The organism is Photobacterium obscurum (assembly GCF_026191635.1).
Classification (GTDB): Bacteria; Pseudomonadota; Gammaproteobacteria; order Enterobacterales; family Vibrionaceae; genus Photobacterium; species Photobacterium obscurum.
Map to the genome: position 1 here is coordinate 149826 of NZ_JAKRRW010000007.1, position 15471 is coordinate 165296.

Below are 15471 nucleotides of genomic sequence, written 5' to 3' on the forward strand. Positions count from 1 at the left end.
GATTAAAAACAGTAGTTAAACTCGTCTTTATACAATTTTTCTAGTTTTTTACGGTATTTTGCGCCTTGCTTATTTGAGTACTGATGACGCATTTTGTTGTTGATCTTCACTATTTTTTCTCTAGTTTTCAAACATTTGTCAGCTTTGCTGCTCTTGGCCAAAATATGAGAGGAAAAGCACATAGCAATTATGATAACTGCTAGGAACAGCTTTAATTGTTGTTTCATCGTTAAACACCTAGTTTGAAATTATTCAGGCAGTATAAGAAGTCCAATAGTTTCAAACAGCAGGATAAGCGGTGGATTGGAGGAAAGGCACAGAATCAGATATCAAGTAACAGCGTATTTACTAAAAAGCAGGTTGCTGTTCATAACGAGTGTCCAAAGCAACCTGGACACTCATTATGACAATATCAAGCAGTTTCAGAAAAGAGGATCTCAAGATCATAGTTGTTTCGTTTCATGGCTTTTTTGAGTTTATGTAAAGAGCTAACCTGTAGTTGGCGAATTCGTTCGCGGGTTAGACCCACTTCGTCAGCGACTTGCTGTAAGGTTTGTGATTCATAGCCTAATAAACCGAAACGACGGCACAGAATTTCCCGGTCACGTGAATTTAGGCACTCTAGCATTGAAATTGCCAACCGACTTATGTCTTGCTGGTTCACTTCGCTGTCTGGCTGTGTCGATGAATCATCGGCAATAAATGCAGATATTGTCTGAGAGTTCGTATCATCTGTTATAGCTTGATCGATTGACATAACCGGCGCATCGTATGCGAGAATCCCTGAAATATCATCAACACTCCGTTCAAGCTTATCCGCAATTTCTTCATGAGTGGGCTCTTGATTTGAGCTTTTCATCAATTGTTTATGTGTACGGATAATGGTGTTTATTTCTTTTGATACATGAACGGGGAGGCGAATAGTACGAGCCTGGTTGTGAATCGAACGCTCAATTGTCTGTTTTATCCACCATGTGGCATACGTTGAAAAGCGAAAACCACGCTCGGGATCAAATTTATCGACAGCAGTAATTAATCCAATATTTCCCTCATCAATTAAGTCGCTTAGCAGCATACCGCTACCACGATATTTTTTCGCGATACTAACAACCAATCTCAGATTACTTTCAATCATTGTTGCTTTGGCTGATTTATCGCCTAATAGACTCTTACGGCTATACAAGATCTCTTCATTTTTTGAAAGTAGTGGCTTTTGCGCAATATCCTGAAGATATAGATGAATAACATCTGTATCAAAACCTTGTGCTTCTTGTGATTTGATATCCATATCATTTCCCTCAATAATAAAGCGTCCGATCTAATTATTTATCCTTATTATTTGTTACTTATGACACTAACACACACATGTTGCATATTCCATTCGTTAAGTTGCAAAAAATAACAAATAGGTATAACGGTTTGTTATTAGAACCGGTGTTAGCGATGATATCTAGCCATCTTTTCTATATATAGCATGATATCCTTAGTGAAATGCAGTAAGAGTATATGCCGCTAATATTGACAATATAATCAGTGTGTTATTGACCAATGCCAAGAGTATTCACGATAATGAACGTTATATATAAATGGTGAAGCAGTGGAGAAGGAAAGGGCGCCGCTAAAGAGTGACGCGGTCACTTAAAAAGGCTTGCCTTAATTTCAGGTTAACAAGTATGCAACAAGCCCTGTGGGTTTGGAGCATATGGGGCAGTGATTTTTTTATTTGATTGGGTACACTCAGAGTGCATAAACTGCTTTTTATACACTCTGACTTCAATGTCAGTTGATAGTAACTGAACCGAAGATTTGGTGTTCGTTATTATTTAGTACACTATATATTTCTGCTTTTCCATTAGAGGAAACAGTAAAAAATACACCGCTGTATTCACCATTTAGTTCAGGTTTATCATATTGTTCAGCAGTGACATCTAATGAGTAATAATAATTTGCTTGTTTTAGCTTACCGCTGAGATAACAAACACTATCAATAACTAAATTACCCACCTCATCAATCATCCATTGTGCTTCATCATCACTATTCAGGTATATCCCTTTTAACTGGTCCAGCCGAAGGCTGTAAGCTTTACGAGTGAAGGAGTGTACAAAGGGTTGCTTGTTAATTGATGTGGCGACATCTGCGCTTGAGTCACTGAAGCTGATAGATACTTCTTGAGATAGGTCGTAGTAATATTGATAAGCCGATCTAACATGAACGCCTGTTAGAAGCATTGAATCTGTTGTTTTGGTTTCATTATCAAAGCTATACAAATAGCCGCTATTGTCTACGATAATTACACCATTGTTGCTAGCCTCAGTATCAACCAACATTACAGCGTCTTCTGACTGGTAGATACTATTAATGATCACATCACCTGCCAGATCGTTTTTGCTGTCTTCTATCTTATTGTAATCTCCATCAGAGGCGTTATCACCCCCGCATCCAACCAAAGCTATCACCAAACTAAAGCCAATCATCCTAATCATCACAATTTCCCATAATTAATACTGCTTAGCAGATTATAAGAAATTCATAGTGTTAGCCGTATCGTCAGTCTAATTGCACCGTTATTCCTTCGACGCACTTAACTTTATGTTTCTTTGTATTGAAAGATGTATTGCTCTATTTGTGACATTGTCACATAAATTGAGCTTATGATTTAAAGCATCGTTGACGAGATAACCTGGCATGTCCCTTTTTTATTGGGAATAATATGGATATTCCTTAGTAAGCGCCCTTGATTTGATGTCCTGACATATAGGTCATCTCGTTTATTCTCACCAACACAATCAAGCTCTACTCTGATATTTCCTTTCTGTCTTGCTGCTTCTCGCAAACTAACCAGGCCAGAGTCATCGTTTTTAACTTGATCAAAGTATCTTATCGACCACTCAAGATCACCTGAACGCAAGTGAATTATGTTGTATGTACCTGTTCCATCGTCTCGAATATCGATAACCGTGCCTTCGAAGATATCGTCAGACAATGATTTTTCGATTTCGGAGGGGGGAGCAATGTACTCATCAATAGATGCGAAGCTATAAGCTGCAATTAGCATCACTAGTGTCAGTATTCCACGCATAGCCAACTCTCTTCTTATTCTTAATATGTTGATCAGAATAGTGAGGTGCGTGTTGAGACAATGTGCCATTTTTAATACCGGTGTATGGGTTCTTTCATTGTCCCATCAGGTAGAAATATCTTACTTTTTAGAATTAAATTTCGTAGAAAAAGCCTATGATAATGGTGACAGAATCACTGTATGATAGATAATCAGGGTTATGTCACAGTGTCACAATTGGCAATTCCACGCAAACTCTCAATTGTGTGTAGTGAATCTGAATTTAGCGGTATTTCCGTTAGAGATGTGCAATAAAAGTGAGAGGTACCCCTACACTTGCTGATCTTAGGATTAATATTCTATCTATCAATGCTATTAGTGCTTGTAGGTTATTACCAAGGAGTATCAATTGATTACTAATTTTGATTTTGAGCCTTGCCCGTATTGCGGCCAATATGAAGAGTATTGGGTTGATGAAGAAAGGGAAATCGTCACCTGCATCTGTGGGGCTGTCATTTTGCAACCGGTATTACATTAAATTATTTAAAGATGCTGATGTCTGGTACGCTAATGCTCAGAAGTATAAAGAGCAGGCTAAATAACCTGCTCTATAGTCGATTCTACAGAATTGTTAGTAGGCGCCGTTGCTACCTGGGAAGGAAGCTGATTAGCTATAAGCCTTACCAATACAGCTTTTAGCTAAGCGAAGCTCGGCTAGTGCAACATAGATTTTGGTGAACTCTTTAGTTTTGACCTTGGCATCATGTTGTTTTGTTTTAATACCAGAGATAGCATTTGTAATGTCGTCACAAGGCAAGTTTCTGTATTGCTTCTTGTACTGATCTATTGATGTAGCTTGGCTGGGCACAGAGCCAAACAACAAAATTAATACACACATATAACGCATAATGATCTCCGCTAACTATCACATCACGAGTATATGCATTAAATTTTTATATATATAAAGAAATGACTGTTTGTTGGTACTAAAGTCACTTATTTCTGAGTTTTTAGGCTGAGTTTTGTGCATAAACGATACATATAAACAAAATAACTCTGATTGAGTCGATTCAACTGTAACTATACAGTGTCGTTTAAATACGCGCCATTACACTGTAACAACTTAACTGGCTGGATTATGATTGTGACTGAGCATCACATGAAATATGTGATGAAATTCAATTCATCAGTTATGAGGATAGGCTACTGTTTAAGTGTAATTGGCATGTTTTGAAGGGATCTGACGATGCTTAAGAGGCAAGAGTTTATTGATAAACACGAGCTACTGATATCAAAAACTTATGACGAAACACTGCACCAAGTTGCTTCTATTCTAGAACAACAAGGCTATATTAATAAGGAGTTCCGATATAGCTGCGTACCAGGTGTCGTTATTGAGGTAAAAAATAGGCTATCTCAGCTGCTCGAAGATAACGGTTGGACTGTCGAGATTAACTTTAACCATTCTCGACCTGAGTCAGAATTGTATATTCAAGTTTATTAGAACAATAAGCCCGCCGTGGTGGCGGGCTGTGCTCTTTAATCTTTGTTGCCTTGAACTATCGCAAAGCATTCTTTTTGGTTTTGTTTGAGCAAATTGACAATATTTGGTTCGAGCTTTCCTTGACGGGCTAAATCATCAAGAGTTTCAATGGCCTTGTCGAGTGGCATGCTATGCTGGTAAGGTGTTCCCTGTACAAGGACCTGAAAAACATCAGCTACAGCAAGTACCCGAGCCTCAATGCTCAAGTCTTTATTGCTAGGATGAAAAGGGTAGCCTATACCGTGCAACCCTTCATGGTGGTAAGCTGCCCACCGAGCAATTTCTTCAAATCCCTTTATATGCCGCAGAATTTCATATGTCTCGAAGCTATGTTGCTTGAAAATTGAGCGTTCAAGATCATTCAAGCGACACGGCTTCTCAAGGATCTTATCTGGTATATGTAGCTTGCCGAGATCATGCAACAGCCCAGCAATTTCAATCTTATCGCATTGTTCAGGGCTTAACCCGAAATGGGATGCCAAGTATCTCGCTAACTTAGCAACCCTTATGGAGTGCTGAGCAGTGTATGGGCTTTTCTGATCCACGATACAGGCCATAATCATTGAAAGTTGCTTAAGCTGGGAGACATTTAATAACGGTCGATTACTCTTAAATTTCTCGATATCCCAGGTGTATCGGGTGATATGACGATCCTCTAATGCAATCCAGAATGCCTCAGACTTTTCAGCACGCTTAAATGCACTAACAATAAGAGGATCAAAATGTGTTTCTTCGTAATTCTCAATTGTCTGAACGATTTCTTCTCTGGCCTGTAAAATTCCTTTCTCGTAATAAGGTGCAGCTAAAATATCAACACGATCAGACAGGAATATAAGATTGGCCATTATAACACTCTGCATATCGATATTGAGTTCCTTCAGCTGCTGCCAAGGGGTATGGTGATGAAGGATAGGTAGCGCAAAGTCTGATAGTGGCTCGAATTGCTTCAACAAATGGTAGCCAACCTCACAATGGTGTTGGGTATCATTCCCGAAAAGATTACTGACGAGCTTCGAGTGCATCATCTCGGTAGAGACGCCACAATCGTGTAATAACCCAAGCTCAAAAGCGAACTGAAGGGCGTCGTCTTTAAAGCCAAGTTGCCTTCCTATCTGGCTGGCAATATAGCCAACACGTTTCCCATGGTTGGTGTCATTCATTCCAACCAGAGACACAGCGGCTTCGATAGCAATAATCATTTGCCGCAGATCAATTTGTGATTTTGAAAATGCACCCATTTCACCTCCTTGAAAAAGACGTCATCTTATCTTCCTGAAGCTAATACCATGATAGCAAAATACTTTTGGTGTTTTTTTTGAAGTGCTTCAGGTTATAGCCACTCATAGATGAACTTAAAATTACGTCGTAGTAGGCGCACTTATTGTCGCATTAACACCATTCTCAGCATCGTGCATTCCTAACATTAATTGCAATCCAAGGAAAAATCACTGACGGAATCATTAGCTCTGCGTCATGGAGCAAAAATGATGTCAGGATCAATGCAGTTGATCAAGGAAACGTCGGTGGCCCTGTAATTGCAGAAAATGGCGCAGTTATTGGATTGGTTACTGATGACATGAAGAAAGAGTCCACTAAGTCTTCGATGTTTACTATTTTCTTGAACGAATCCAGCATTAACTATAAGACGACTTCTAATAAAAAATCGCTACCACCTTCAAAGATTGCCGAGAAAAGTAAGCAATTCTCTGTGCCGTTGGTTTGTTTGAATGAAGCCTAAATTAATTTAGCCCGCAATCGCGGGCTTTTTCATATCTAAAGGCTAGGGAAGCTACTTAGCTTTCTTGGCCTTGAGCTTTACGGTAAGCCTTCTTTTTCTCTTTTGTCACCGTGTCACATTTGGGCTCTTTAATCCGTAGGCCACCACGGAACGGCAGCGGCGTGACCACGTTGCAACGGACCGGAATATAATCCAGCTCATACATCCGTTTGAGCGCATGGTACTCGTCACAGCGTTCCGCCCACGAATCCAATTCCTTGGGACTGAACCGACGCCCAGTGGGCGTAATGATCACCGCATAATTCTCGTCGATACGAAAACCCGTCCAGCGGGTATCATCCGGCAGCTATTTATTACAAGATTTGCGCGGGTACAGATAATGAGCAGTTTCTCAGCCATCGGGTTGACGTCCGTCTAGCCGGATAATCAGCGTTTGACTGAGACTAACGCAGACTGCGAAACGAAATGTTAATGCCAGTGAGTTTTTCATTAGCAATGTGTCGGACCAAAGTCAGAATATTTTCATTAACTAGATTGAGACAGTGATAACGGATGTTGTTGCTAATTTTATTCGAAGAAGGTTTACCACAGTGTTGATGAACAAGACCAACAGCTCCTGGTTGACGGAGCGTGTAACTAAACGCGGGACTTGACGAACATTTGAGTGCAAGCGGCATCTACATGTCGAATACGTTTATCGCAAACATCACGAATAGCACTCAGGCGTAAAATCTCTTTGTCATTCATGGTAGCAGCATCGTTAAGTTAATCTCACACAGGCCAGATAGAGTCTGAGCAATATAGGAAAAACAGGACATTTCAATCTGGCTCAAATCTGACACTTCTAATTAGATCTTACATCTCAGTGCGCATTATGATTTTGTTATGTTAAATGCATAATCCAGCCCCATACCCAACAATGCACTATTCACCGTGGTTATTATGCGATTTCCTGAAAACGAGGGAATGCAAAAAGAGACACCATGTCCAAAAAAATAACTAACAACTACATATTTAGAAAATTTACTTGCGGTTTAACCAGAAGAGAGACCGCAGATTTATGTTTTAAAAGTGTGAGGACTGTCACACGGTGGGATTCAGGGCAGGAGATACCGCCCGAGTGTAAAAGGCTAATGAGGATGTATTCAGGAAGGAAGCTAGGTGTATTAAACGAACAATGGAAGGATTGGCGCATCTGCAAAGAGGAATTGATAGTACCTGGCGGTTGGAGTTTGACACCTGACCGCATCATAGCTGGTAATGCACTACTAGAGATCAATGCCGAAAACGACCGTCAAAGCAAAGCCATTATCATTCGTGCTGCAAGGTTATTGAGGAACATAAACTAAGGAGTAGGTGGCCTAGCCAAGAACGCGCGGATAGGCCATCGCACACAAAAAACTTTCACCCCGTATTACTAGACGGGGTTGAAAAAAACTATTCGCTTATGTTGCCTTCAAGGATATTGATTAGATAGTAAATTGCTACTCCCCCAATAAGAAAAGTATCTAGTTGACTAATTGCAATTTTGTCCTTTAGTTTTTCATAAACATTGTTTGAATGCTCCATGATGGCATCTTCATGTTCTTTTAGTGCGTCAAGAAGTTGAGATATTGATTTTATATCATATGTGCTTAATTCATTTATATAACGTGAAATAGTATCTCTATCAATTTCATGGGATTTACCACCAAAAACATTTTCAATATTTTCAGTTAACTGAATAACATATGAATTGTTTTTAATAAATTGTTCTAATGTTACTGAATCTATTAATAGTTCTTCAGTCGAATTTTCAATCTTAGTATTTACCTCATCTGCATAACTCTCTAGTGAATTTCGGATCCTAATAAATTCACTATCGGCTATTTCGAGAAGACCAGCAAGCCTAGAGAATTGACGACGAATATGTGCAGGTATGTCTGTCTCAGTCTTGTATCCTGTATCATGTTCAATCTCTGCCCATGTATGTTGTAGAATTGAACGAATTTGAATCTCAAATTTAATCTTTTTAAAGGGTTGATACTCTAAGAGCTTATCCCTGTCATTATTAAATCTTGCTACATAATGTACTGACAAATAGCCAAACTTCTCAGGCTCTAGTGATGCTCTTTTATCAATTGAGTTAGCACTGTCAATATTAAACTCTCTTTCAATAAGATTAGAGACTTTGTCAACATCATCAGAATAGTGAGTAATAATTCTAACACCAACAATATCAGTAATATCATTAATAGATTGATATTTATTCTTCTGCTTTGTCTTGTTTTCTAAACTATTACGCTCTTTTACTCTGGATGAAACAGAGTGAACAATAATTCCTTCACTTTCAAAAATACTAATTAATAGGGACTTTAAAGAATTAGAACAGTTGGTATATGTAGATAAGTTCTTATCATACTGACTTAAAATTGCATCCAAGTTATCCATTTTCCACCAAAATTTCGTTCATATAATACCAATTACGTTAAATAGCTGATTTAGCGTAGTAAAACGGCCAACTCAGCATCATATCGTATGCTAAACAGCATTCTACACCCCTAAATACAGAAATCCAGACAGGTGTGCCTTGAAAGTTTACAACAGAGTGTAGCCACAATTCAGACCCAAAATCGCGTAATGAGCTAAAGGCTGAAATCACCTCAAAACGGTTAAAAGTAAAGGTTTTACGCTATACTGTGTTTTTATACAGTGGTGGCGCTATGGGTAAACCTCAACTTTACAGTCGAATACTAAGAGCTAAGTATCCAGATAAGCTCGAAATTTGTAACCGTTGTTGCAGTGGAACATCAATCATTAGGTATAGCTTTAAACAGCGCTGCTATATCTGTGTAAAGTGCAAGCTTGAATGGTCTAACGAATACTTTGCCGGAAACAGCTACTACAGACACAAATAAGGTAGGAGAGCGCTGCACGCAAAAGCAAGCTTGGCAGGAAGGAGGGGATTTTCGGATTGTTCAGATTAGGAATGGCTTCGGCCAACAGGGGCAAGGTGCAAACATTTAGATTAGGCGAGTGGCCTTATATGCCTAGCGGCATGAAAAAACAAAGCCTGTTTGTTGATGACAGTTAGGCACCTCCCCGCAGAGCGGGGAACCCCTCCTAACCGCATCAACATCAGATAGAGATAAAGCTCATCGGCGATTCAATTTCAATTTCGCGGCTGTTATTGCAAACAACCAAAGAATCATAGCCTTCATACTCCAGAGAATACATACAGTCAGCTTTTTGCGTAATTTTATATCCAAGCTTGCGTAAATCATCCGAGTTCAATGCAAACTGTTTGAGGTTGTTTTGGTACGCCTCCAAATACACACGGTCAAACGACAAATCCAAATCAAACGTGTTATCTGACTTAATCGCCAACTGGCGACTATGACCTGTCACATACAATACAAAATCTGACAGGGGATGCTGTTTGGGCATCGCCGGCACGACTGCTTTTTGTTGACCAGGCGAATTATCATCAACGGGCTTTTCAACCGCTACGCGTTTTTGTTCAACTGGCTCTTTCACCGACAGCGGATTTTTCACACCACCACTCAATACAAATATCAGCACACCACCTAACAAAATAACCGACCCGATAATAGACCAATGCTGCCATATCGGTTTAACGTCACTGGCCGTCGCCTCCTTAACCGCCGTATTCGATGCCGTGTGGGATTGATAGAAGGGGAAGTATGATTTGTTGTATCGACGCTGGTTTGTATTGACTACCTCACCACGGCAACCGTCTTGCACTTTTTGCGTATATGATTTGTCACTGCCCAGCGCCGTATTCTTGGAGCAACGATACTGCAATTGCACCATATCCCGCACATCCTTGTTAATTTTGCGGTCTGACTGGGTAATCAAAATAATATCAATGCCGTAGTGACGATGAAGGCTCAGAAACTCCAACACCTCCCTTGATGCACCACTAGTCGGTAACACCATGTGCGCTTCATCCACCACAACCAGCACACCTTGACCCTTTTCGTTTTTCCATTCATCCCGATAATCATCAGGCTTGGAGAACGGGCGGTTAACATTACCGAAGTCATCCAGCTTGGAATCAATAATAACGATTAACTCTCGCACCTCCTCACCGAATACCTTTACAAAATGGTCAACATTCAAGGGGAGGTTAGTCACCACCTTGCGACCTGATTTTATCGCCGGAATAATATGATAGACCACCGCCTCGTAACTTTTCCCGCCTCCCGGACGCCCGATTATTAAGTTAATCATATTAAGAGCCCAACCTGACAAACGGAATTAATTGCAATAACAAGCGAATAGTAATGGCTGTAATAATCATCGCTAGAGCCTGAGGCAAACCAATTTGCGACATCACCCAAGCCACACTTGGAGGCAAGCCCGACAAATATTGTGAGATATCAATTGGCGACAACATGTCACTGATTAACGATATCAGCCCCTTTGCCGCCACTAACATTTGCTCAAATAAAGCCAGCAACATATCGCTAATCATTGTCACCAGTGAAACCACAAGGTTAGACAGATATATAAGCAAGGTATTATATAAATCAACTATCCAATCAAACATAAATTACCCACCAAATACCAAAGAACGAGACAAGACAGCCGCACCAAACATTATGCAGGCACGAATAAACAACCAGACATAGGGAGGCAAATCAAAACTATGACGACCATAATTTCCCATACGCCCCAAATCAAAATTAATTGAAAAGTCCGGTTTGGCCGCATTGGATACATCAACATTAAACTGGTCTAAAAAAGCGAACGAACCACCACGGCGCATATCATCAGTAAAATCAGACACCAATCCCGTCAAGCCCTCAGGATAGGCCGTCTGGTAATACCCCTTACACGAACTATTGGCAAAACAAGGCACCACACCCGCACCCGAAACATCTAAATCAGCCAAGGCATCCAAATTACCCGCAATATCATCAATGCCAGAGCCAATATCACCAAGCAAGTCATTACCCGTGTTTTGTGCCTCCAATAACTTATCAATGTCACCGTCTAGGCTAGGGAGGTTGGCTATTGCCTCCAATAATTGTTGGTTACGCTCAGAATCTTTATCATCACTGGCTAATAATGTTTCTTTCAAAGCCAACAATGCATTATTCACATCATCCATTTTTTCATTACTGGCTACCTGATTATCACCAAGCCCTTTGGTTAGTTGCTCGATATTAGCCAAGGAATCATTTGCCACCTGAGAGCCATCACCAAGCCCCTTGGTTAATTGCTCGATACTAGCCAGCAAGCTATTTGAACCCTGAATATTGTCATTGATTTTATTGTTGTCAGCATGATTGGTATTTGACGAACTATTAATAGCCAGCCGAACCTCATCTAATTTTTTATAGTTGCGGTCAAAATGAGTGCCATATTCACCTTGCATCGAACGTAATACATTCAGTTCCTGCTCAGTAAAATTAGCCATGTGTTCCATTTGGTTATTAGCAGCTTCAGCCGTAGCAATATATTTATTGTATAAAGCCAATTGTTCCTCAAGCGTTGAATTAACCGCCACATCAGCGTCCAACAGCTTATTAAGATGGTTAGCTATCGAATCATTACCCTTGTTAATGGCTGATATAATAGCCGCCGTATCATTGCCCGAAGCTTCACCAGTATCGCCACCGCCAGTATCGCCACCACCAGTATCGCCACCGCCAGTATCGCCACCGCCAGTATCGCCACCGCCAGTATCGCCACCGCCAGTATCGCCACCGCCAGTATCACCACCGCCAGTATCACCACCGCCAGTATCGCCACCGCCAGTATCACCACCGCCAGTATCACCACCGCCAGTATCACCACCATCTTTAGGCGTATAGTCACACGATCCAGTCACTCTTTCTGATTGATAATCACAAGTATAATTCGCACTAGCCGTCATTCCATTTGGAGTATCAGCAACGCATGAATTTATCTTACTATCAATTTCATTTTGAGCGCCTGAAGTATCACAATAGTTAGGATTAGGATTACTACAATTACCATCACCATCAGGCCCATCTGTATATTCAGGATAACCAGCAGGGGGACAAGACAAGACTGTTGAAGGATTAGAATAATGGAACTGTTGCCACCTGTTTTTTTCTTCATTAAACATTAAACAAGTAATATATCCCCTTGAATCAACAGTACCCTTAACTTGATAACCCGGATTAAACGCACTACAGAAAGAATCAACATTATTATTACTCACTGGCACAACATCAGCAGGCACCGCAAAAGAATCAACAGAGATAAACACTAACAGTGTAATTATTAAATGACGCATAAAACACCCATAAAAAAAGGCGACCGAAGCCGCCTTAATTGAATTAATTATATTTATCGCCAACCCTGCAAGACCGCATACGCCGTAATTGCACCAATCAGCGACCACACCGTATAAATCAAGTCAACCATCAGCGACGACATAATTAAGCCTTGTTAACGGCACGTTTGGCCAAGGTAATACCCTTAAATGCCATTGCCACACCAACAATCGCCACACCCGCAGTACCCACAAAAGTAGCAATACCCGCTAGGTCAACAGCAGCAAAAATATCAGCCATAATTTCTCTCCAAAATATAAAGTTAAAGTGTTTAAAGTTTTCGGATTAGCGCTTTGGCTATTCCAACAGGGTAGGCAGCAAAATAACCCGTAATAATCACCGCAGCAAAACCAAAGGTAAATGATGATGCTATATCAACAGGATTAATCGTAATATCAGTTATAAAGCTGTCATAAGTGGAATGACTGACTAATACATAACCCGTACATTCCGTAATTGGCTCAGGCGAAGCAAATAGGAAACCTTGCTCATTAATTTGTACACACTGATTTTCCATTGCCTCACCCAAAGTCAAACTGTTATTTGTTTCTCTAATGGCTTGAAGGATGATTGACGCAAACCCGTCATACGATGGTTAATTTGGCTATTTACCAAAGTATCTAATGACAAATAACCGTAAGAACTAACCGCCTTCATTGCCGACTGGTAAAACTGCTTTTCAAATAATTCCAACTCACTAGGCATCGGCAAAATCAACGACCACATTTCGAGTTGGGTTTTTAGGGTCAGGTTCCAGAATCAATTGCAGCTGAACCGGATATTCCACACGGGCAAATTGCGCATAAACATTATTATCAAACACCATCGGGATTTGTTTTACATCCATACCGCAACGCTGAATATTGTGGTCATCATTCATAAAACCCTCAGCAGGGGCAAGGTATGAAATATTTGCCATTTGGTACGGTTTAGGCGAACCCGATTTCTTTGAAACCCCCGAACCCAAAACCGCGCCAATTACCATCACTGTCAATGTAGTCATTGCTTATTTTCCTTTCATTGTGCTTAGAATAAATATCGTATGAGAATTTAATTAACCGCTTAAATTGCAATTCAATGCTTTCTGAGTGCTCCGTATCTTCAATTACGGGCTGGTTTAAACGGTCTGGAATTTCAAATGGTTCAAGGTGATTCGTCAGCAAATTAACAATCTGGCGATTATCAAGGCCGACACAGTGTTTAAGGAAGTTGACCAATTTCCCGCACTGGGTAGCACCGTTCTTAACCGCATTATCGACACTGGTAAACCACTTGCGCTTATGGGTCGCAATGGCACACTGCTCCTCAGAATTGACAAAGGCGAGGGCAGGGTAAGCACCTGCCAAATATTTAGCAGGCTCCAACAACGCATCAAACGGTATAACCCTGTCTTTCGCCCTTAATTCCAATTCCCAGCGCACCCAGTCAGGATGCTGTTTACAGTCCAGTTGCTTTCCTTTCTCATAGACGCGCAGCATTTTTCCCGCATCACGCGTACCGACATAAAACGATTTACCTTTGTCGGCAACAAAACCAAATCGTTTTTTGACGGACTCACAGTTACCCGATGATTTCTGATAGCTAGCCACTTGAGACAAGTGACCAGACTCGATATAGCAATAAGAAGCCGGACGACCACGCGTTACAAACTGACCATTTTCCGCCATTTTTCGCGCTGTCTTGATGTCATATTTGCCATTCAATGAATCGTGAGCGATATCTACACGCGTAATTTTTGCACCAGGCAGTTGATGCAACGCATTATGAACCTGCTCTAAATCCAGTACCGCCGTACCCGTACCCGAGAACGACACATAGCAACCGTGGTTTTTGGCTCCCCAAGCACACAAACCAGCTTGCTGACCATTAACCAAGATGTTAGCTGAATGCGGATAACCCGAGAAACCACCAGAACGCAAAGAAAATGACCAATCATTACCAAATTTTCCCAAGCCGTGGTTAAGACGATTGATAAAGCGGTCAACCTCACCACAGCACAACGCATCCAAGGTATTCAGACCAAAGTGGTCGAGTAGGTCACGCTTAATTTCGTAAAACTTGCGAGAGTCAGCACCAACAGCAAATTCCGTATCACGAAGTTTTGCCCGTACCGCAGACTTATAATCAATGGCACCAGTGTCCAATGCTTGATTTGTTACCGCGTCACCATATTCGTTGAACTCAAAACCGCGTATAGCCTTAATTTCCGCACCAACTTTGGCTAGTTCAAAGATTTGCGCCAATTCCTCAGGCGTCCACGTAAACGAGAGGTAATCAATAATCGCATTCATTGTCGAAAACCCCCGAGTCGTAAAGTGATTGCCAGTTGTCCGCCGTAACCTGATGAAGCTCATAGCCAGCGGGATAGAATTCAGAACCAATCTGGTGCAGCTCAGCCAACGAGCGGAAGTATTCAGGCTCACCATCTATAAAGGCGAAACCCGTACCGTCATCGTTGATTTCGTAATAGAGCTGCGAAAGCATCATCAAAACCTAACTAAATTGAGTAAGCAGAGTAAAAAAAATCAAACCAACAAACATACCAAGACAAAAAGACATCCAATCAATCATTTTTGGAATCCTTAACAGTTTTGATAACTGACTGAACAGAGTCAGACCAAAACGAGATAGCACGACCAGCAGCAACTTCCTTAGCCAAATCATTGACCTCGAAAACTTCTTTATGGGCATAGGCTTTTGACTTGAGATAAGTCGGTGCATAGGAAGCAGACACGGCAATGATTTCACGACCGTTATCAAAGAAACGAGTGCCTTCAGAAAGTTGAACAGTAATCGCCATGCGTGCCTCAGTGCCTATAA

At 40.9% G+C, this 15471-nt stretch carries 20 protein-coding genes; 3 read left to right on the plus strand and 17 right to left on the minus strand.

Annotated features, from left to right (window positions below; all coding sequences use genetic code 11):
* Nucleotides 1-2: 2 nt before the first annotated feature.
* The 4 genes from MD588_RS11310 to MD588_RS11325 form a co-directional block, all read right to left on the minus strand.
* Nucleotides 3-227 (minus strand): hypothetical protein, encoded by a 225-nt coding sequence (locus MD588_RS11310; protein ID WP_265697349.1) that lies wholly within the window; start codon nucleotides 225-227, stop codon nucleotides 3-5.
* A 185-nt stretch (nucleotides 228-412) separates the two neighbouring features.
* Nucleotides 413-1288: an RNA polymerase sigma factor RpoS gene (gene rpoS / locus MD588_RS11315; protein WP_265697351.1), complete on the minus strand. Its 876-nt coding sequence runs from the start codon at nucleotides 1286-1288 to the stop codon at nucleotides 413-415.
* A 491-nt stretch (nucleotides 1289-1779) separates the two neighbouring features.
* Nucleotides 1780-2484 (minus strand): hypothetical protein, encoded by a 705-nt coding sequence (locus MD588_RS11320; RefSeq protein WP_265697352.1) that lies wholly within the window; start codon nucleotides 2482-2484, stop codon nucleotides 1780-1782.
* A gap of 173 nt (nucleotides 2485-2657) precedes the next feature.
* The gene (locus MD588_RS11325; RefSeq protein WP_265697353.1) at nucleotides 2658-3080 is read right to left on the minus strand and encodes a hypothetical protein; all 423 of its coding nucleotides are present in this window, start codon (nucleotides 3078-3080) and stop codon (nucleotides 2658-2660) included.
* Nucleotides 3081-3468: 388 nt separating this feature from the next.
* On the opposite strand from MD588_RS11325, the gene MD588_RS11330 reads away from it, so the two are divergent.
* Complete coding sequence (locus MD588_RS11330; protein ID WP_265697354.1) at nucleotides 3469-3597, plus strand: hypothetical protein; 129 nt, start codon at nucleotides 3469-3471, stop codon at nucleotides 3595-3597.
* Between the two features lie 129 nt (nucleotides 3598-3726).
* On the opposite strand, the gene MD588_RS11335 is transcribed toward MD588_RS11330, so the two are convergent.
* The gene (locus MD588_RS11335) at nucleotides 3727-3966 is read right to left on the minus strand and encodes a hypothetical protein (RefSeq protein ID WP_265697355.1); all 240 of its coding nucleotides are present in this window, start codon (nucleotides 3964-3966) and stop codon (nucleotides 3727-3729) included.
* A 339-nt stretch (nucleotides 3967-4305) separates the two neighbouring features.
* Between MD588_RS11335 and MD588_RS11340 the strand changes: the two genes are divergently transcribed.
* On the plus strand, nucleotides 4306-4563 hold the full coding sequence (locus tag MD588_RS11340) for a hypothetical protein (RefSeq protein WP_265697356.1): 258 nt from the start codon (nucleotides 4306-4308) through the stop codon (nucleotides 4561-4563).
* Nucleotides 4564-4598: 35 nt separating this feature from the next.
* Here MD588_RS11340 and MD588_RS11345 read toward each other — a convergent pair whose 3' ends face one another.
* Both MD588_RS11345 and MD588_RS11350 read right to left on the minus strand, forming a co-directional pair.
* Nucleotides 4599-5840, minus strand: a complete 1242-nt coding sequence (locus MD588_RS11345; protein ID WP_265697358.1) for an HD-GYP domain-containing protein — start codon at nucleotides 5838-5840, stop codon at nucleotides 4599-4601.
* A 555-nt stretch (nucleotides 5841-6395) separates the two neighbouring features.
* Nucleotides 6396-6635, minus strand: a complete 240-nt coding sequence (locus tag MD588_RS11350; protein WP_322784245.1) for a DUF3653 domain-containing protein — start codon at nucleotides 6633-6635, stop codon at nucleotides 6396-6398.
* Nucleotides 6636-7479: 844 nt separating this feature from the next.
* On the opposite strand from MD588_RS11350, the gene MD588_RS11355 reads away from it, so the two are divergent.
* Entirely contained in the window at nucleotides 7480-7689 is a 210-nt protein-coding gene (locus tag MD588_RS11355) for a DUF3653 domain-containing protein (RefSeq protein WP_265697359.1), read from the plus strand.
* An 88-nt stretch (nucleotides 7690-7777) separates the two neighbouring features.
* Here MD588_RS11355 and MD588_RS11360 read toward each other — a convergent pair whose 3' ends face one another.
* The 10 genes from MD588_RS11360 to MD588_RS11405 form a co-directional block, all read right to left on the minus strand.
* Complete coding sequence (locus MD588_RS11360; protein WP_265697360.1) at nucleotides 7778-8770, minus strand: GTP pyrophosphokinase; 993 nt, start codon at nucleotides 8768-8770, stop codon at nucleotides 7778-7780.
* A 687-nt stretch (nucleotides 8771-9457) separates the two neighbouring features.
* Complete coding sequence (locus MD588_RS11365) at nucleotides 9458-10573, minus strand: zonular occludens toxin domain-containing protein (RefSeq protein WP_265697361.1); 1116 nt, start codon at nucleotides 10571-10573, stop codon at nucleotides 9458-9460.
* Nucleotide 10574: 1 nt separating this feature from the next.
* Entirely contained in the window at nucleotides 10575-10892 is a 318-nt protein-coding gene (locus tag MD588_RS11370; RefSeq protein WP_265697363.1) for a DUF2523 family protein, read from the minus strand.
* Between the two features lie 3 nt (nucleotides 10893-10895).
* The gene (locus MD588_RS11375; RefSeq protein WP_265697364.1) at nucleotides 10896-12611 is read right to left on the minus strand and encodes an MlaD family protein; all 1716 of its coding nucleotides are present in this window, start codon (nucleotides 12609-12611) and stop codon (nucleotides 10896-10898) included.
* A 145-nt stretch (nucleotides 12612-12756) separates the two neighbouring features.
* Entirely contained in the window at nucleotides 12757-12891 is a 135-nt protein-coding gene (locus MD588_RS11380; RefSeq protein WP_265697365.1) for a hypothetical protein, read from the minus strand.
* A gap of 31 nt (nucleotides 12892-12922) precedes the next feature.
* A complete protein-coding gene (locus MD588_RS11385; protein WP_265697366.1) occupies nucleotides 12923-13168 on the minus strand; it encodes a single-stranded DNA-binding protein in 246 nt (81 codons plus the stop codon).
* 180 nt (nucleotides 13169-13348) lie between these two features.
* Nucleotides 13349-13654, minus strand: a complete 306-nt coding sequence (locus MD588_RS11390; protein WP_322784246.1) for a hypothetical protein — start codon at nucleotides 13652-13654, stop codon at nucleotides 13349-13351.
* Nucleotides 13581-14942, minus strand: coding sequence for a replication initiation factor domain-containing protein (locus tag MD588_RS11395; RefSeq protein WP_265697368.1), 1362 nt, complete (start codon nucleotides 14940-14942; stop codon nucleotides 13581-13583). The genes MD588_RS11390 and MD588_RS11395 overlap by 74 nt, the downstream gene beginning before the upstream one ends.
* Nucleotides 14926-15135, minus strand: a complete 210-nt coding sequence (locus tag MD588_RS11400; protein WP_265697369.1) for a hypothetical protein — start codon at nucleotides 15133-15135, stop codon at nucleotides 14926-14928. Before MD588_RS11400 ends, MD588_RS11395 begins: the two co-directional genes overlap by 17 nt.
* A 79-nt stretch (nucleotides 15136-15214) precedes the next feature.
* Nucleotides 15215-15451 carry a hypothetical protein gene (locus MD588_RS11405; protein WP_265697371.1) on the minus strand — a complete coding sequence of 79 codons (237 nt, stop codon included), beginning with the start codon at nucleotides 15449-15451 and terminating at the stop codon, nucleotides 15215-15217.
* Nucleotides 15452-15471 lie beyond the last annotated feature (20 nt).